Source organism: Nocardia sp. CA-084685 (genome assembly GCF_050955785.1).
Classification (GTDB): Bacteria; Actinomycetota; Actinomycetes; order Mycobacteriales; family Mycobacteriaceae; genus Nocardia.
In genome coordinates this window covers 2,838,986-2,857,707 of sequence record NZ_CP192094.1, presented here as the reverse complement: position 1 = coordinate 2,857,707, position 18,722 = coordinate 2,838,986, and the positions used below count along the sequence as shown (strand labels likewise).

Annotated in this window: 14 protein-coding genes; 9 read left to right on the top strand and 5 right to left on the bottom strand. The window is 65.1% G+C overall.

Annotated features, from left to right (window positions below):
* Positions 1-124: 124 nt before the first annotated feature.
* The 4 genes from ACQP2U_RS12885 (at position 125) to ACQP2U_RS12870 (ending at position 3,674) form a co-directional block, all read left to right on the top strand.
* A complete protein-coding gene (locus ACQP2U_RS12885) occupies positions 125-469 on the top strand; it encodes a DUF1844 domain-containing protein (RefSeq protein WP_397036767.1) in 345 nt (114 codons plus the stop codon).
* A gap of 68 nt (positions 470-537) precedes the next feature.
* Entirely contained in the window at positions 538-1,158 is a 621-nt protein-coding gene (locus ACQP2U_RS12880) for a TetR/AcrR family transcriptional regulator (RefSeq protein WP_433714860.1), read from the top strand.
* 45 nt (positions 1,159-1,203) lie between these two features.
* Positions 1,204-2,745, top strand: a complete 1,542-nt coding sequence (locus ACQP2U_RS12875) for an FAD-dependent monooxygenase (protein ID WP_433714859.1) — start codon at positions 1,204-1,206, stop codon at positions 2,743-2,745.
* A gap of 221 nt (positions 2,746-2,966) precedes the next feature.
* Positions 2,967-3,674 carry an alpha/beta fold hydrolase gene (locus ACQP2U_RS12870; RefSeq protein WP_433714858.1) on the top strand — a complete coding sequence of 236 codons (708 nt, stop codon included), beginning with the start codon at positions 2,967-2,969 and terminating at the stop codon, positions 3,672-3,674.
* Positions 3,675-3,819: 145 nt separating this feature from the next.
* Here ACQP2U_RS12870 and uvrA read toward each other — a convergent pair whose 3' ends face one another.
* The 3 genes from uvrA to ACQP2U_RS12855 all read right to left on the bottom strand — a co-directional run bounded on the left by uvrA (position 3,820) and on the right by ACQP2U_RS12855 (position 9,257).
* Positions 3,820-6,843: an excinuclease ABC subunit UvrA gene (uvrA, locus tag ACQP2U_RS12865; RefSeq protein ID WP_433716446.1), complete on the bottom strand. Its 3,024-nt coding sequence runs from the start codon at positions 6,841-6,843 to the stop codon at positions 3,820-3,822.
* A 114-nt stretch (positions 6,844-6,957) separates the two neighbouring features.
* Positions 6,958-8,997 carry an amylo-alpha-1,6-glucosidase gene (locus tag ACQP2U_RS12860; protein WP_433714857.1) on the bottom strand — a complete coding sequence of 680 codons (2,040 nt, stop codon included), beginning with the start codon at positions 8,995-8,997 and terminating at the stop codon, positions 6,958-6,960.
* Positions 8,998-9,047: 50 nt separating this feature from the next.
* Entirely contained in the window at positions 9,048-9,257 is a 210-nt protein-coding gene (locus ACQP2U_RS12855) for a hypothetical protein (protein WP_433714856.1), read from the bottom strand.
* A gap of 581 nt (positions 9,258-9,838) precedes the next feature.
* Here ACQP2U_RS12855 and ACQP2U_RS12850 point away from each other — a divergent pair.
* Positions 9,839-10,471, top strand: coding sequence for a response regulator (locus ACQP2U_RS12850; RefSeq protein ID WP_397036751.1), 633 nt, complete (start codon positions 9,839-9,841; stop codon positions 10,469-10,471).
* On the opposite strand, the gene ACQP2U_RS12845 is transcribed toward ACQP2U_RS12850, so the two are convergent.
* Positions 10,468-11,256, bottom strand: coding sequence for a sigma 54 modulation/S30EA ribosomal C-terminal domain-containing protein (locus ACQP2U_RS12845; RefSeq protein ID WP_433714855.1), 789 nt, complete (start codon positions 11,254-11,256; stop codon positions 10,468-10,470). The genes ACQP2U_RS12850 and ACQP2U_RS12845 overlap by 4 nt on opposite strands.
* A 138-nt stretch (positions 11,257-11,394) precedes the next feature.
* On the opposite strand from ACQP2U_RS12845, the gene ACQP2U_RS12840 reads away from it, so the two are divergent.
* Entirely contained in the window at positions 11,395-13,134 is a 1,740-nt protein-coding gene (locus ACQP2U_RS12840) for a GAF domain-containing protein (protein WP_433714854.1), read from the top strand.
* Between the two features lie 6 nt (positions 13,135-13,140).
* Here the strand turns inward: ACQP2U_RS12840 and ACQP2U_RS12835 are convergent, their stop codons facing one another.
* On the bottom strand, positions 13,141-14,331 hold the full coding sequence (locus tag ACQP2U_RS12835; RefSeq protein WP_433714853.1) for a beta-ketoacyl synthase N-terminal-like domain-containing protein: 1,191 nt from the start codon (positions 14,329-14,331) through the stop codon (positions 13,141-13,143).
* A gap of 215 nt (positions 14,332-14,546) precedes the next feature.
* On the opposite strand from ACQP2U_RS12835, the gene ACQP2U_RS12830 reads away from it, so the two are divergent.
* The 3 genes from ACQP2U_RS12830 (at position 14,547) to ACQP2U_RS12820 (ending at position 18,705) form a co-directional block, all read left to right on the top strand.
* Positions 14,547-15,890 carry a diguanylate cyclase domain-containing protein gene (locus ACQP2U_RS12830; RefSeq protein WP_433714852.1) on the top strand — a complete coding sequence of 448 codons (1,344 nt, stop codon included), beginning with the start codon at positions 14,547-14,549 and terminating at the stop codon, positions 15,888-15,890.
* A 10-nt stretch (positions 15,891-15,900) separates the two neighbouring features.
* Positions 15,901-16,239: an antibiotic biosynthesis monooxygenase family protein gene (locus tag ACQP2U_RS12825; RefSeq protein ID WP_433714851.1), complete on the top strand. Its 339-nt coding sequence runs from the start codon at positions 15,901-15,903 to the stop codon at positions 16,237-16,239.
* A gap of 84 nt (positions 16,240-16,323) precedes the next feature.
* The gene (locus ACQP2U_RS12820; protein WP_433714850.1) at positions 16,324-18,705 is read left to right on the top strand and encodes a HelD family protein; all 2,382 of its coding nucleotides are present in this window, start codon (positions 16,324-16,326) and stop codon (positions 18,703-18,705) included.
* Positions 18,706-18,722 lie beyond the last annotated feature (17 nt).

The window sequence follows — 18,722 nt, the reverse complement described above, 5'->3', positions numbered from 1 at the left end:
ACTTATCGGCCCCGAGCAAGCCCGGGGCGGTCGTCAGCGGAAAGTCTAACATTCCCGCTCGCTATCGCCGAATCGCCCCGCCCCGGCGAGCGCGCCCGGCTACCACGATGCCATCCTCGTGCCTATGAGTGAGCCCGACCCGACCGACGTCCGCGAGCTGGCCGAGATCCCTGCGGTCGAGATCATCAGCCGCGCCGCGATGATGCTGATGAGCGCGGCGGCGGAGAAGCTCGGGCTCGCCGACGAGGATCCGGACAACAGTCCACGCCGCGATCTGGACGAAGCTCGTCGTCTGATCACCGCGCTCGCCGGGCTGGTCACCTCGTCCATCGAGTACTTCGGCCCACATGCCGGCCCCTACCGCGACGGCCTGAAGTCGCTGCAACTCGCCTTCCGCGAGTCCTCGGCACATCCGGATGAGCCGGGCAAGGGTCCGGGCGAGAAGTACACCGGCCCGGTCTACGCGTAGTAACTCCGTGAAATTTTGCCCAGCGGGAAACATTGCCCGCCGGGCAAGTTTCGTCGTACTCTGGTGTCATGCCAGAAGAGCAAGTCCTCGGCCTTCGCGAGCGCAAGAAACTCGACACCCGCAAGGCACTCAGCGATGCGACGCTCGAACTGGCACTCGAACATGGACTGGCCCATATCACCAGAGAGGACATAGCCGCCCGCGCGGGCGTGTCGGTCCGGACCTTCAACAACTACTTCACCGGTAAGCACGAGGCGCTGGCCTACCGGCAGACCGAGCGGATCCAGCGCAGTCTGATCGCGCTGCGAAGCCGGCCCGCGGACGAGCCGCTGTGGATCGCGATCACCTCGGCGGTCCTCGAACCACTCGAGGCCGACGGCGTCGGAGAGCACCCGCCGACCGCGCGCCAACTGGCGGTGGTTCGCGAACTGCTCGAGTCACCCGAGACCCGAGCCGCGGTGTCCAAGGCGGTATCCGACGACTGGATCGAGGCGATCGCGGCACGCACCGGAACCGACGCGGCCCGCGATCTGTATCCACGCCTCGTCGTCGGCACGATCGGCGCGATCTACCAGGCCGCTACCGCGACCTATGTGCACGCGGATCCGCCGGTATTGCTCACAGCACTGCTACGACAAGCCATCGACGAGGTAGCCGCAGGACTTCCCGCGCCTTCCGTCGACGACTGACTCACCGCACACTCATTTTCCAAGGCAACAAGAGGTGTATTTGTCATGCCCGAAAACTCTTTCGACGTAGTCATTTCCGGTGCCGGGCCGAACGGGCTCATGCTCGCCTGCGAACTCGCACTGGTTGGCGTGCGTCCCATCGTGCTGGAGAAACTGAGCGAGCCCAGCGCCGAGCCGAAAGCGAACGGCCTTGTCGGCCAGGTGATTCGGCTGCTCGATATGCGCGGCCTGTACCACGCATTCGGTGGCGCGCCGGGCGCTCCGCAGCCCCTGCCCGGTTATATGTTCAGTGGGATGCCGGTGTCATTCGCCGAAGTTGCGGACAATCCGATGTACGCGCTGCTCATTCCCCAGCCGAAACTGGTTCGCCTGTTGGAGAAAAGGGCACGCGAACTCGGTATCGAAATCCGTTGGGGCCATGAGCTGACCGATCTGGTCCAGCAGGACGGAAGCGTGACCGTCACAGTGACGGGTTCCGACCGCGAGTACGACCTGACCACCACATACTTGGTCGCGGCTGACGGCGGCAAGAGCTTCGTCCGCAAACACACCGGAATCGAATTCCCCGGCAGCACAAACGCATCGAAGTTGGTCCGGATGGCACATGTGAGCCTGCCGGAGGAACTGCGAACCGGAGACGGCGGCATCCTGATTCCCGGCCTCGGACGACTTCCCTTCGGACATAATCGACTCGAACGTGGCATGTTCATCTTCGCAGAGCTCGAACGCGGCCGCCCGTTGGTCGCGACCATGGAGTTCGACGGCGATCCGGTACCCGAGGACTCGCCGATGACGCTCGACGAACTGCGCGCAAGTCTGCGGCGGGTGCTCGGCGTCGACCTGCCGATCGCGCCACCGCCTGGATCCGGCCCGCACGCCTTGCGCCGGAACGAAGGCCAGAACACTCGACTGGCCGAACGCTATCGCGACGGAAATGTGTTCCTGCTCGGCGATTCCGCCCACGTGCACTCGGCGATGGGCGGCCCCGGCCTCAACCTCGGTTTGCAGGACGCGGCCAATCTCGGTTGGAAGCTCGCCGCACAGGTGAACGGTTGGGCGCCCGCGGGACTGCTGGACACCTATCACTCCGAGCGATACCCGGTCGGCGAGCGCGTAATGATGCACTCACTGTCCCAGCTCGCATTGATGGCGCCCGGTCCGGAGGTCACCGCGCTGCGCGAGTTCATGGGCGAACTACTCACAGCACCTGAAAGCGCTGGACATATCGCACATCTGCTCGCAGGATCCGATATCCGCTACGACATCGGCGATCCGCACCCACTGTCCGGACGCATGGTCCCGGACCTCACCCTCGAAACCTCGGACGGCCCAACGCGTATCGCCGAACTGCTACACCCGGCACGAGCTGTACTGGTCCAATTGACCGAGAACAGCGGGTTCGCCGATGTCGCGGGCGACTGGAACGACCGCGTCGACATTGTGATCGCGACCTGTCCGGACGCGCCCGCTGACGCGCTACTCATCCGACCGGACGGATATGTGGCTTGGGCAGGTGAAGTCGGTACCGAAGATGACCGACTCCGGAAAGCATTGACTCGGTGGTTCGGTCCAGCTCGAAGCTCGTAGGCACGCCGATCTGGCCCACCCGGAATCGCACAGATGCCGCCCGAGTGGGCCGCAAGCGACGCGGGACAATCCGTGCCGCCAATCTCACGGCGCAATCCAAGTCGACCCCAAGTAGTTCATCTTGTGAACAATGAAACGCTTTGTGCGCGTGGCCATTCGGTGACCCAGACATATTGCTGCGGATTTGCGTTCTGTCGGGTTCGGCATGCGATGCTCACTGAATGGCACGGATACTTCTGATTCCTGGATTCTGGCTCGGCGCGTGGGCATGGGACGACGTCGCGACCGATCTGCGTGGCCGGGGTGACGATGTTGTGGCGCTTACCCTGCCCGGACTCGATCCGGCCGATAACGACCGGCTGGACGCGACCCTGGAAATGCAGGCGCAGGCCATCCTCGACGAAATCGCCCCGGACGAACCGGTGGTCGTCGTCGCGCACTCCGGCGGCGCGGCAGCCGCCTATCTCGCCACCGATATCGCCCCGGAACGCTTCCGCAGCGGTATTTATGTCGACGCCGCCCCGCTGCCGAATGGCTTCATCCTCAATTCCGCACTGGATGCGACCGTTCGCGAACTCGCACTGCCGGATTGGGACCAGTTGGAGGCCGATGGCAATAGCCTCACCGGACTGGATGAGGTCTCCCTCACCCGGTTCCGCGAGCGTGCCGTGTCCGAACCCACCGGAGTCGCCGCCGCTCCCCTGCGACTGAGCGATTCCCCGGCACGCCTTGCCATCCCCACGACGGTGATCTGCAATAGCATCACCGCGGACCTGGTCAAACAACTCCGCGACGCGGGTCGAGAACCGATGTTCGCCGAGTTATCGAAAATCGACGCCGAATACATCGATCTGCCGACCGGACATTGGCCGATGTGGTCCCGATACAAGGAACTCGCCGAACTCATCCACACCATCGCGAACCGCTGAGGCATAGACAGCCGAAAGTGACTGGCTGGTCGCTTGGCTGGAAGACAAGCGCGCAGCCAGTCGCCCCAAGAGCTGAGCCGCACCCGTTGCCTCGGCCTGACAGCGAGTAGCCGGTGTCGGGCGAGACAACAGGTGTGCGGCGAGATCAGCGCAGTGCGGCGGCTTTTCGTGCGGCGCGCTTCGCGGCGGTGGGATTGGGTGCCGGAATCTTTGTCGTGGTCGACGAGTTGTTGGCCGCGGCTTTGGTTGTGGCCTTTTTGGCGGGTGTCTTCTTCGCCGCCTTCTTGGCGGGAGCCTTGGGCGAGGTCGCGGCGGGCAGCGCCAGGACTTCTTTCAAGAACTGCCCGGTGTAGCTGGGCGTTACTTCGGCCACGTCTTCCGGAGTGCCCTCGGCGACCACCATGCCACCGCCGGAGCCGCCCTCGGGACCCATATCGACGACCCAGTCGGAGGTCTTGATGACATCCAGGTTGTGTTCGATGACGATGACCGTATTGCCCTTGTCCACCAGGCCATTGATCACGAGCAGCAGCTTGCGGATGTCCTCGAAGTGCAGACCGGTTGTCGGCTCGTCCAGGATGTAGACGGTGCGTCCGGTGGAGCGCTTCTGCAGCTCCGCCGCCAATTTCACGCGCTGCGCCTCACCGCCGGAGAGTGTCGGTGCGCTCTGACCGAGTCGCACATAACCCAGGCCGACATCGACCAGGGTCTTGAGGTAGCGGTGAATCGAGGTGACCGGCTCGAAGAACCCGGCCGCCTCCTCGATCGACATATCGAGCACCTCGGCGATGGTCTTGCCCTTGTAGTGCACCTCGAGTGTCTCCCGGTTGTACCGGGCACCGTGGCACACCTCGCATGGCACATACACATCCGGCAGGAAGTTCATCTCGATCTTCAAAGTGCCATCACCCGAGCATGCTTCGCAGCGGCCGCCCTTGACATTGAACGAGAACCGGCCGGGCTGGTAGCCGCGCACCTTCGCCTCGGTGGTGGCCGCGAACAGCGTCCGGATCTTGTCGAATACGCCGGTATAGGTGGCCGGATTCGAGCGTGGCGTCCGGCCGATCGGCGACTGATCCACCTGCACGAGCTTGTCCAGATGATCGAGACCGTTGATCCGGGTGTGCCGGCCGGGCACCTGTCGCGCACCGTTCAGCTTATTCGCGAGCACGGTCGCCAGAATGTCGTTGACCAGCGTGGACTTACCGGATCCGGAGACACCGGTGACCGCGGTCAGCACGCCGAGCGGGAAGCTGACATCGATATTGCGCAGGTTGTGCTCGTTCGCACCGACCACTGTGAGCTGGCGCTTCTTGCTGACCGGTCGCCGCACCATCGGCACCTCGATGCGCTCACGGCCGGAAAGATATGCGCCGGTCAGCGATTTGGGATCGGTGAGCAGTTCCTGATATGGACCGCTGTGCACGACTTCACCGCCGTGTTCACCAGCGAGCGGACCGATATCGACCACCCAGTCCGAGGCCCGAATGGTGTCCTCGTCGTGTTCGACCACGATCAGCGTATTGCCGAGATTTCGCAGCCGCGTGAGGGTTTCGATGAGCCGCCGGTTATCCCGCTGGTGCAGACCGATCGACGGTTCATCGAGCACATACAGCACTCCGACCAGCCCGGATCCGATCTGGGTCGCCAACCGGATGCGCTGCGCCTCACCGCCGGACAGCGTCGCCGCGGCCCGTGACAGGCTCAAATACTCCAGTCCGACATCCAGCAGGAATCCGAGCCGCGCCTGTACTTCCTTGAGTACCTGCCCGGCAATGGCGGTCTCCCGCTCCCCCAGCGTCAAGGCATTCAGGAATGCCGAGCAATCACCGATGGACAATTCGCTCACATCGGCGATGGACTTCTTCTCACCGTTCGAGGCGATGGTGACGGCCAGAATCTCCGGACGCAGCCGAGCACCGTTGCACACCGGGCACGGCACATCCCGCATGTACCCGTCGTAATGCTCCTTCATCTGCTCGGATTCGGTGCTCTCCATACGCCGCTGCAGGAACGGCATCACGCCCTCGAAATCGGCGTAATACGAACGCTTGCGGCCGTACCGGTTGGTGTAGGAGACGTGTACCTGGTCGGAACTGCCCTCCAGCACCGCCTTGCGTGCCTTCAGCGGCAGCTCCTGCCATGGCGTATCCATGGAGAAGCCGATGGATTCGGCCAGACCCGACAGCAGCCGGGTGAAGTATTCGGCGGTCTGCCCGCGCGACCACGGTGCGATCGCACCCTCGGCCAGGCTCAATTCGGGATCGGGCACCACCAGATCCGGGTCGACCTCCTTGCGGATGCCGAGCCCGGTGCAGTCCGGGCACGCGCCATAGGGCGAGTTGAACGAGAACGAGCGGGGTTCGAGATCCTCGATATCGAGGGGGTGCCCGTTGGGGCAGGCCAGTCGTTCGGAGAAGCGGCGCTCCCGATCGTGGGCGTGCTCGTCACGGTCGACGAAGTCCAGCACCACGATGCCGTCGGCCAACCGCAGCGCGGTCTCGATCGAATCGGTCAGGCGCTGTTTGGAACTCGGCTTCACCTGCAGGCGGTCCACGACGACCTCGACGTCGTGCTTCTCCTGCTTCTTCAGCTTCGGCGGATCGGTGAGCGGATACACCACGCCGTCGACCCGGACGCGCGAATAGCCCTGGGAGTTCAACTGGTCGAACAGATCGACGAATTCGCCCTTGCGGGTGCGCACCACCGGCGCCAGCACCTGGAATTTGATGCCCTCCTCCATGGCGAGTACCTGGTCCACGATCTGCTGCGGAGTCTGCTTGGCGATCAGTTCACCGCAGACCGGGCAGTGCGGGGTGCCCGCGCGCGCATACAGCAGACGCAGGTAGTCGTAGACCTCGGTGATGGTGCCGACCGTCGACCGGGGGTTGCGGTTGGTCGACTTCTGGTCGATCGAAACGGCGGGTGAAAGTCCCTCGATGAAGTCGACGTCCGGCTTGTCCATCTGCCCGAGGAACTGGCGCGCATAGGCCGACAGCGATTCTACGTAGCGGCGCTGCCCCTCGGCGAAGATCGTGTCGAAGGCGAGGCTGGATTTGCCCGAACCGGATAGACCGGTGAACACGATGAGACTGTCGCGGGGGAGATCGAGGTCGATGCTCTTGAGATTGTGCTCGCGAGCTCCGCGCACAGTGAGGCGTTCCGCCACCAGGTGTCCCTTCTCGATCGTGTCGATCCAACAGACGTGATACCCCAGCGCCATGCTAGGACGACCCACCGACAAGTTTCGTCGCGCGCCGGGTTCCCCGGTCATCGGTCCAGGTCAGGAGTCGGATCGACGCAGCTTTCCAGCCAACCCGCTGAGCTGCCAGCCCCCATTGTCCACGGTGACGGTGAGCACATCGGACCCCACCCGCACTCCGCTCACCCGCATCGGCAGATACCGATCCGGCACCGCCGGCGCGACCGACGCGGATCCGCTGCCCGGCTCCAACCGCAACATACTCCGCATGAAGAGCAGCGGCGCCGCCGACGCCCACGCCTGCGGTGAGCACGAGGTCGGATACGGCACCGGTGCGTCGAATTCCGCGCGGTCGAAACCGCTGAACAACTCGGGCAGTCGATAACCGAAGCGAGTCGACGCGTCGAGCACCCCGTCGATCACCCGGTTGGCATGTTCGACGAAGCCGTAACGCATCAGTCCGGCGGCGCAGATCGCGTTGTCGTGCGGCCACACCGATCCGTTGTGATAGCTGACCGGGTTGTATGCGCCCATGTTGGTGGCCAAGGTGCGGATGCCCCATCCACTGAACATCTCCGGCGACAGCAGGTGATCCGCGACCGAGCGCGCCTTGTCCGCATCGATGATCCCGGTCCACAGGCAGTGGCCCATATTCGAGGTCAGCGCATCGATCGGCCGCTTGTCCCCATCCAGGCCGATGGCGTACCAACCGTGCTCGGGCAACCAGAACGTCCTGTTGAACGCGTCCTTCAATGCGGTCGCCTTGACGCGGAACCGGTCGGCCGTTCGGTGGTCGCCCACGTCGGCCGCGAGTTCGGCCCGCGCCACATACGCCGCGTACACATATCCCTGCACTTCGGCCAGCGCGATCGGCGCGTCGGGCAGTCTGCCGTCGGCGAAATTCACCCCGTCCCAGGAGTCCTTCCACCCCTGATTCGCCAGGCCGTGATCGGCCGCACGCTGATACTCGACGAATCCGTCACCGTCCGCATCGCCGAACCGCTCGATCCATTCCAGCGCCCGATCCGCATGCGGCAGCAGTTCGTCCCTGGTCTCGGCATCCAGCCCCCACCGGTGCAACTCACCCAGCAACATCACGAAAAGCGGTGTGGCATCGGCGGTTCCGTAATACACGGTGTCACCGCCGAGCAGTGTCGTCGCCGCCCGTCCGAATCGCACCTCGTGCGGTATCTTCCCCGGTTCCTCCTCGGTCACGGGCCGGATCTCGGTGCCCTGCAGACCCGCGAGACTCTGCAGTGTGCCGACGGCCAGCCGCCGGTCCAGCGGCAACACCATCCACGAGGTGAGCAGCGAGTCCCGCCCGAACAGCGCCATGAACCACGGCGCACCCGCGGCGACCACCGCCCGCTCCGGATGACCGGGATCGAAGATGCGCAGGGCGCCGAGATCGACAACGGCGCGCCGCAGCACCGCGGCGAGTGTCTGGTCATCGGTCTGCACCGACGGCGAATTCTCGTACCACTCGCGCATCCGCAGTGCTGGCGCACCTTGCGATATCGGATTCCCACACGGATGCCGCGGCGTCACCACCGTTCCGAGCGTCGGCTGGTACTGGATGCACACCGACCATTCGCCGCGGCCGGGCAGATCGACCTGCCACCGCAATTCGCGATCGACCGCGGTAGCCCCCACCGCGGTCACCGTGACCGCCAGCGGCAGATCGGTCCGACTGATCTCGACCGTGCCCGCCGTCGACTTGGTCTTGGTGACCACGATGCTGTCGCCGATGCGCCCCTCTTTCACCTCGAACAGGTCGGCGAAATCGGCATCGAGCTCCAGCGCGACCGCGCAGCTGATCGCCGCACCGGAGAGATTGCGCACGGTCACGTCCTCGCGCATTCCGTCGCCGACATACCGGGCAACGGTCACCAGCGCGGTGCTGTCGGCGCGGCCGGGTCGCGGCGGCGTCCTGGCCAGCAGCGTCGCACTGTAGGGCTCGGTGTGCTGGACGGTGAGCGGTTGTGGGGCCAACCCGTCGACGGTCAGCCGCCACCGCGAGAGCACCCTGGTATCGCGCACGAATAGTCCCTCGGCCCGATTCGGGCTGATGACACCGCCGTCTTCGCTGATGCAGAAGGTCGAGCCCTCGACCAAGGTCACCCCGGCGACCGCACGTGGCGCCCCGGTATCTCCGTCACCCCATGGGCTCGTCAAGCGACAGGGGTGGGCAGCATGGCCCGGCTCGTCCGCTCACCGGTCAGCGCATCGGCATGCCGCACGGGCTCTACCGGAGGCTCCCATGGCTCCTCGCGCGGTTCGGGGTCGTCAGGTCCCATCAGTGGACGCACCCGCTCAGTGTAGTAGCGCCGTCGCTCCGGTTCGCGGACCTTGGTGATCATCACCAGTTTTCGGTGCGCCATCCGGGCCACCCAACAGGCATCGACTCGGCCGCGCCGCCCCCGCGGTGCGGGCACCTACGGCGGCCCGATCACCCCGATCTTCATGGGCACATCCACTCTTCTTCGGCTCCCGGTTCCGCCTCGATCGCGGGGATCTCTCGAATGGCGCGACCGTGTGCGAACCGCCATTGCATGCCGCATTGGCGGCAGCGGAACAGAGTATCCCGGTGATCAACGAAAGTGGCAATAGCATGCGATCCACAATCGGGACAACTCTGCGGCGGACCGAAAATATTACCGAAATCGAGTGTCGCTGAATATCTCATTGTCCGAGATAACTGTGCATGGGCCCTCCAAGGCCACGGTGCCGAATGACCTCTATGAATGACTTCGGCCTCAGCATACCCGGAAGCCGGACTCGCACAATGCCTTCGGCGGTCGGTTTTTCTCGGCGTTTCGCTAGCGTTAGTCGGTAAATTTCGGGTCTACATTACTCGAAATTGTCCCCTCCGACATACCGGTACGGCCCGCCGAGGGCTACCTTATCGGGTAGGACGCAACGCCGGGGCGCACGAGATCCCCTGCACCGCAAAGGAGGTCGCGTGATCACAGTGTTCCTCGTCGACGACCACGAGATCGTCCGACGCGGTCTTGTCGACCTGCTGGAAAGCGATCCGGAACTCACCGTCATCGGCCAGGCCGGCGACGTCGCCGACGCCATGACCGGCATTCGCGCGCTACGGCCCGATGTCGCTGTACTGGACGTCCGACTTCCCGACGGGAACGGCATCGAACTGTGCCGTGACCTGCTCGCCGAAATCGACGATTTGCATTGCCTCATCCTGACGTCCTACACCGATGAACACGCCATGTTGGACGCGATACTGGCAGGCGCGAGCGGCTATGTCGTCAAGAACATCAAGGGCATGGAATTGGCCGCGGCGATCAAACAGGTCGGCGCCGGACGTTCGTTATTGGATAACCGCGCGGCGGCCGCACTCAAGGCCCGGCTACATTCCAGCACCGAAAAGGACGGACCGCTGGCCGGCCTCACCGAACAGGAACGACGACTGCTCGCACTGCTCGGCGAGGGATTGACCAATCGACAAATCGCCGCGCGAATGTTTTTGGCCGAGAAGACCGTCAAGAATTACGTCTCCCGACTGCTGGCCAAACTCGGAATGGAACGGCGCACCCAGGCCGCGGTGCTGGCCTCCAAATTGCGTGAGAGCTAGCGGATTTCGACCGGAACGACGATGGCGAGATCCCCGTCGTAGCGGCGGTACAGCAGACGTCCCCGGCCGCTGTCGGCATCGGTGAAGAACAGGAACGGCAGTCCCTTGCGGCACAACCGGGTCACCGCCGCCTCCTCGATCAAGGTCGGCGCCGACTCCGAATCCATGATGAGGGGTAGGGAATTCACCGTGAGCGGCCGCCGCGCCGGAGCCTGCGGCGGCTGTGTGGTGCGCTGCCTGGCCAGCCGGACACCTAGCGGATCCGCCCAGCTCACCAGCGCATCCTCACCGGTTTCGGCATCGATGAACAGGTAGGAGTCGTAATCCATCGCATCCATTACCGCCGTCGCTTCGGCGGGCGTACCGGTCAGCAACGCGCAGCGCTTCCTCCGCACGATCGGGCGCGGCTCGGTGACCCTGGCCAGGGGCGGACGCGCCGGATCGGGCCACTCGCGTGACTGTTTGGTCGCCAGCCGGGCGATCTGCCGGTCCAGCCGCTCCACCGCGAAGGTCACCGCGAAGCCGCGTGGACCGGTGACCTGCACCCGGGTGGGGGTGTCATGTATGCGAATATTGGCCTGTACCAAGGTGGGTTCGTCCGAATCCACCGGCGCGGTCACCCGCACCCGTGCCGCTGCGTCGAGATGGTGCCGGCGCAGTACACGGCCGATCCCCCGTACCGCCCTGGTCACATCTGCGGGCGGTACCGCACCCCGGGTGGTCACGGCCAGTTCGGGGTCGGCGGCAGTGGCCCACAGCTCCGAGGAACGCAACGGCGAATTCATAGGACATCCCTACTTTCTATTCCCGGTGTGCGACCATGCCATCACCGCTACGCCACCGCGAACAGGGCCGAAAGTCCTCGATCGACCAACTAGACTGGCGTAGGCGCTGTTACGCGCCTGCCAGAACAGGATGCCGTCATGACCGGAGAGCTGGGCAACGGCCTCTATTCGGTACGCGACACACTGTCGCAACTTCGGCTCCGGGAGCTGCTGTCGGAGGCCAAGGAACGCGTCGAACTGATCATCGATTCACGCGACCGGATGGACGGCTTGGTCGAGGCGATGCTGACCGTCACCTCCGGCCTGGACCTCGATGAAACGTTGCGCGCCATCGTGCATACCGCCACCAGCCTGGTGGACGCCCGCTACGGGGCACTGGCGGTGCGCGGGCACGAACAGCAGGTCACCCAGTTCCTCTACGAGGGCATGGACGACAGCATCCGGGAGCGCATCGGCCGACTGCCCGCCGGACACGGCGTCCTCGGTGAGGTGTTCAGCCAACCCAAACCGCTACGCCTCGACGAACTCTCGAAACACCCTGCCTCCGTGGGGTTTCCGGAACACCACCCGCCGATGCACACCTTCCTCGGCGTCCCGGTGCGCATCCGCGACGAGGTCTTCGGCAGTCTTTACCTGACCGAGAAGGCCAATGGTCAGCCGTTCACCGAGGACGACGATGTGCTCGTGCAGGCGCTGGCGGCCGCGGCCGGAATCGCGGTCGACAACGCCAGGCTCTACGAGTCGGCGCGCACCAGACAGGCCTGGATCGAGGCCACTCGCGATATCGCCACCGAATTCCTCGCGGGCACCGAGCCCGATCTGGTGCTCGCCCATGTCGTCGACCATGCGCGCACTCTGACCGGTTCGCACCAGTCGTTCCTGGCCAGCACCGCGATACCGCAACTCGAACTCGCCGCGGTCTCCGAACTCGTCATTACCCAATGGTCCGGTCCGGGTGGCGGATTCGACGGACTGACCGTACTCGCCGATGGCACCGCACTCGGCGAGGCCTTCACCCGCCGCACCCCGCTGCGCTTCGACGATGCCGCCCTGATCGACCTCGGCATACCACTGCACGATGTCGGACCCGCACTGATCCTGCCGCTGTGCACACCGGACGCGACGCTCGGCGCGCTGGTCACCGTGCGGCCGATCGGCGCACCGCCCTATGCCGACGAACTAGTCGAGCTCACCAACGCCTTCACCGACCAGGCCGCACTGGCCATGCAGCTAGCCGAAACCCAGCGCAGAATGCGCGAACTCGATATCCTCGCCGACCGCGACCGCATCGCCCGCGACCTGCACGACCATGTGATCCAGCGGCTGTTCGCCATCGGGCTCACCGTGCAGAGCGCGGTGCCGCGCGCCGAGGTACCCGAAGTGCGCCAACACCTTTCGACGGTCATCAATGATCTGCAGGAGGTGGTCCAGGAAATCCGCACCTCCATCTTCGATCTGCACGGCGGCAATGGCGGCGGTATCGAATTGCAGCAGCGCATCGAGGATGCGGTGCATCAGCAGACCACCGATTCGCCGCTTCGGGCCACTGTGCAGGTGACCGGTCCGTTGTCGGTGCTGGAGGCCGAATTGGCCGATCATGCGGAGGCGGTGGTGCGCGAGGCGGTGAGCAATGCGGTGCGGCATTCCGGCGCGGCGATCGTCTCGGTGGAGATCAGCGTGGCCGATGATCTGACCATCGTGGTCACCGATGACGGCTGGGGCATCCCGAATCACGTGATCCGCAGCGGATTGCGGAATCTGGAGCAGCGGGCGGAGAAGTCCGACGGTCAGTTCACCATCGGCCCCGCGGTGGCGGGTATGCACGAAACCGATGGCATGCCGGGCACGAAGTTGTCCTGGTCGGTGCCGCTTCCGTAACTGGGGTCAGTCGACCGGACCGAGCACGACCATCGAATTATTGCCGCCCATGCCGAGCGACAGCTTGGCCGTGAGTCCGCCCTCGAAGGGCGTCGGGCCGTCCAATAGTCGCTCGTAGGCGGGCGCGACGATCGGTGCGGCGGGCACGATGCCGCGGTCGTAGGCCAATGCCGCGGCGGCCACCTCGATACCGGCCGCCGCACCCTGGCAGTGCCCGGCCAGCGGCTTGACCGAATAGACGTGCGGCCGGTCGTCGAACATCCGTCGGAGCAGGTCCCGCTCGGCCACATCACATTGCCGGGTACCGGTGCCGTGCGCGTTGAAATACCGCACGTCCGCGGGGCTGATAGCGGCGTCGGTGAGCGCGTGACGCGCACAGTCGAAGATCTGGGTGTGCCCGGGATCGACCGAAACCACGTGATAGGCATCGTTGGTCATACCGCCGCCGAGCACGGTGACATAGGGCCGCTCGACCTCGCGGCTGAGGACGAAGGCGACCGACGCCTCGCCCATGCTGAAACCGCGGCTGCCCTCCTGGAAGGGGCGGCAGGCGGCAAGCGGTTCGGCATCGCCGACCGCCGCGCCGAGCCGGACGAAGTGCTCGAGCATCTCAGGGGTGGCCGACATATCGGTGGCGACACAGATCACGTCGTCGGCGACACCGCAGTCCAACCAGAGTTTGGCGGTGATCAGCGCGACATTGGCCGAACTGCACGCCGCTGAGACATTCATCGACGGACCGTGGAAGCCGAATTCCTGCTGTAGCACCGACATCGGGGTGGAGGGCAATAGTCGCAGGTAGTCGCGGGAGCGTCGGTGACCGTCATCGACCAGATAGAAGTCGCGCCAGTTGGCGACATCGCCGAGCACGATGGCGTGCAGCAGGCCGACGGTGCGGCCCGGTCGCCACCCACGCGCGGACGCGTCGGCGACCGCCTCGCGACCCGCCTCCTGGATGGCGCGTCCGTAGCCGCTGGTGCTCACCATGGGATCGCCGCCATCGGGAATCACTGAAACCCAGGCATGCCTATCGCGACCGACGCCGTAGCCTGGTTGTAGCGAGGCTGCGGATTTCCCACTGAGCATTCCCTGCCAGAGCGTCTCCCGACCCCAGCCGTACCCGCTGACCGCACCGATCCCCGCGATCGTCATATGATCTTGATGGTGCTTTTCATTGTTCGGGTTGGTACCCGGCATGACATCGCTCCTTCACCGGTTCCCGGAGCCGAAGCGAGGTTCGGCTCGGGAAATGTTCACAGATCCGGGGTCTGTAGAGATCATCAGATAGCGGCCACTGGAATGCCCGGATTGTGAGCGAAGCAATAGCGTCGACGATGTGATCTTGTACACGTCGAGACCAGAATAATCCCATGTTCCAATGGCCATGATTGGGTCGACGATCGGGGGTTCGAGTGGATCAGGACAAGGCAGTCGACGCCGAGGTCGACACCGAGCAGCTGGCTCAGCGCTACCGGTCCCTGGTCGAGCACACCCCGGACGGGATCGTCGTGCACGAGCGCGGCATCGTCGTCTACGCCAATCCAGCCACCGCGCGCATGCTGGCCGCCGACAGCGCCGATCAGGTGATCGGCCGACCACTGACCCGATTCGTCCATCCTGGCTCGGTGCCGAGCATGGTGGACCGCATCAGCCGGCTGACCACCGCGGGCGCGGCCTCCGAGCCCACCGAAATGGAGCTGATCCGCATCGACGGTGAGATCGTGCCGGTCGAGACTGTTTCGGTGCTCACCGCATGGCACGACCATCTCGCCTATCAGGTGGTCATCCACGATCTCACCGCCCAGCGCGCCGCCGAGGCCGCGCAGCGCCGGGCCGAACAGCACTTCACCACGGTGGTCTCGCAGTTGGAGGAGGGCGTGGTGGTGATCGATCGGAACGGCCGCATCGAATCGGCCAATCCCGCGGCCGTGCGAATCTTCGGCACCGATGAACGCACCGGCGAACTCATCGGCGCCACCATCGACGAACTGCCACTGATCCTGCTCGACGCCAATGCCCAGCCGCTACCGGCGAGCCGCCATCCCGTCGCGCGGACCCTGGCGACCGGCGAGACGATCACCGGATACGTCTTCGGCGTCGACCGTCACGACGGCCAGCGCCGCTGGCTCTCCGGCAGTTCGCGGTTGCTCAATCCGGGCGATTCGGATTCACCCGCGGTGTCCTCCTTCGCCGATATCACCGAATTCCGGGCCAGTCGAAGCCAATTGGAGTTTCAGGCCACGCACGACGCACTGACCGGGCTGGCCAATCGCTCACTGATCCTGTCCCAGCTCGCCAATGCGCTGGCCGCCAGCGAAGATCTGCCGGTCTCCACAGTGCTGTTCATCGACCTGGACGGCTTCAAGGCGATCAACGACACCCTCGGCCACGCGATCGGCGATACCGTGCTGCAGATCGTGGCCCAGCGCTTGCAGCGCGCACTGCGCGGCACCGACCTGGTCGGTCGGCTCGGCGGCGACGAATTCCTGGTACTGCTGTCCGGTCGGACATCGCGCGTGGATCTGGATTCCCTGGTACCGCGATTGCGCTCGACCATGGCCGAGCCGATCATCGCGCGGGGGCACCGGATCGAGGTGAACGCCTCGATCGGCGTGACCGAACTGGAAACGGGCGATAACCGCACGCCCGAGTCCGTGCTGCACGACGCCGATCTGGCGATGTATCGCGCCAAACCGACCGGCCGCCGGGAAGGCACCAGCCTGGGCCGCAGACCGACAAACACGCACGCTTCCTGAGGTTTCGGCGATGATCATCGAACACGCGCTGTTGCCCGTCCGCCCCGCCGAATCGGCGGCATTCGAGGCGGCATTCGCCGAGGCCAGGCCGATTATCGAGAGTATGCCGGGCTTCCTGTCGCTATCGCTGTCCCGATGTGTCGAGACGCCCGGCACATATTTGCTGCTGGTCGGATGGGAACAGTTGAGCGACCATGTCGATGGCTTCCGCGGGTCCGCCGGATATCAGCGCTGGAAGCAACTACTGCACCACTTCTACGAACCGTTCCCCCTCGTCCAACACTTCACGCCGGTCCCGGCCACGGGCCCGCTACCTGCGGTTACAGCGAACCCGCCGAACCAGCAGTAGACTCGAAAACTCTGTTTTCAATGGCGTTCGCGTGCACCGTGACCTGCGTGTGCACCGGCTCATCGCGGTGACAAGGAGTTCAGTTTGCCCGACCGCCTCACTCAGGATCGTGCCGCACACGACGGCGCCCCCGAGCGGAACCGCGAGATCGACCAGGAGCAGGCCTACCTGTCCGTGCTCTATGAACGACTCGACGATATGCGCGAATACGCCAAGAAACGGCTGCGCACCGTCCTGCTGGAAACCGGCGGCACCCCGCAGGCCCGCAGCGAACGCGAATCCTTCAGCCAGCTCTACTCCGAGGACCTGGCCAAATACGACGCCGCCGAACACGGCCTGTGTTTCGGCCGCATCGACCTCGACGGCAGTGGAGTTTCGAGCGACCCGCAAGCAGTCGCCAGCGGCCAGGAAGGCGAATACCGCTATATCGGCAGGCTCGGCATCCTCGACGAGAAGGACGACTACGAGACGCTGCTGCTGGATTGGCGCGCGCCGCTGGCCCGTCCGTTCTATCTCGCGACGACCGCCGCACCGGACGGGGTGATCCGGCGTCGACATATCCGGTCCCGCAATCGGCGGGTCACGGCCATCAATGACGAATACCTCGATCTAGACGCCGCCCGGACCGCGGGCGTCACCGATGGCGAGGGCGGAGTCGGCAGCGAAAGCGCATTGCTCTCGGCGCTCAATGCCGCGCGCACCGGCCATATGAACGACATCGTCGAGACCATCCAGAGCGAGCAGGACGCGATCATTCGCTCCGAGCACAAGAGCGTGCTGGTGGTCCAGGGCGGTCCGGGCACCGGCAAGACCGCCGTCGCACTGCACCGTGCGGCCTACCTGCTCTACACCTACCGTCAGCAGTTGGCCAAGAGCGGTGTGCTGATCATCGGCCCGAACGCCACCTTCCTCGATTACATCGGCCAAGTGCTGCCATCACTCGGTGAGACCGGCGTGCTGCTGTCCACCATCGGCGATCTGTATCCGGGAGTGAAGGCGACCCGCGAGGATTCGCTGCGGGCCGGTGCGGTCAAGGGGTCACTGGCCATGTTGGAGGTGCTCAAGCAGGCGGTGCGCGACCGTCAAGAGGTGCCCGCCGAGCCGATCCGCCTGACCTTCGACGGCTACCCGGTCACGCTCGATCGCAAGGTCGCCACCAAGGCGCGCGGCCGGGCCCGCTCTTCGCGGCGCCCGCACAATCTGGCCCGGCCGATCTTCGCGTCCTCGGTCATCGATGCACTCACCGAGCAGCTTGCCCAGACCATGGGCGCGGATCTGTCCGGCGGCCACCGGGGGATGGCAGGAGGCGCAGCCGACGGGGCGGGTAAGGAAAGTCTGCTCAGTCGAACTGATCTTGCCGAGATCCGGGACGAAATGCGCGCCGATCCGGCGATCCAGGCGGCCATCGGCAAGCTCTGGCCGATCCTGTCACCGCAGGAGGTGCTCGCGGATCTGCTGGCCGATCCGAAGCGGCTCGACCGTGCCGCGAGCAGATTGGATCCGGCCGACCGGGCCGAGCTGGCGCGCTCGGACAACGGCGAATTCAGTGCGGCGGACGCACCGCTGCTCGATGAACTCGCCGAACTACTCGGCATCGACGACACCGAGGAACGCGAACGCGCCCGCCGCCGCTGGCGGGCGCAGTTGGCCGAGGCGCAGGACGCACTCGACATCCTGACCGGTTCGGCGCCACAGGATCTGGAGGACGATCTCGATCCGGAGATCCTGATGGCCTACGACCTGATCGACGCCAGCCAGCTGGCCGAACGCCAGGATGTGCGCAACCGGCAAACCACCGCGGAACGCGCGGCGGGCGACCGCAATTGGGCCTATGGCCATGTGATTGTCGATGAGGCGCAAGAGCTTTCGGAGATGGCCTGGCGAATGGTGATGCGCCGCATACCGAACCGGTGGGTCACGGTGGTCGGCGATGTCGCGCAGACCGGCGATCCGGCGGGCGCTTCATCCTGGCAGCGGATGCTGGAGCCCTATGTGGCACAACGGTGGAAGCTGACCGAGTTGACCGTGAACTACCGCACCCCGGCGGAGATCATGGCGGTCGCGGCCGATGTGCTCGCCGAGATCGATCCGGATGCGGCGGTGCCGCGTTCGGTGCGGGAGACGGGTGTGCGACCGCGCGCACTCGCCGTCGATGCGAGCGAATTACGCAAGGCGGTAACACAATTGGTAGCCGCGGAGACCGGCCCGGGTACCACGGCCGTCATCACGCCGCATGAGATGGTCGCGGACTTCGCCGACTTGGCGGGCGAATCGGTCCGGGTGCTCACTGTGCACGAGGTCAAGGGCCTGGAATTCGACGCGGTCTACCTGGTGGAACCACAGGGCATTCTCGACGAATCACCGCGTGGGATGAACGATCTGTACGTGGCGCTGACCCGGGCGACCCAGCGACTCGGAGTCGTGCACACCGGTGACCTGCCATCAGTGCTCAGCACACTGGATTGACGAGAACGACGACAGCC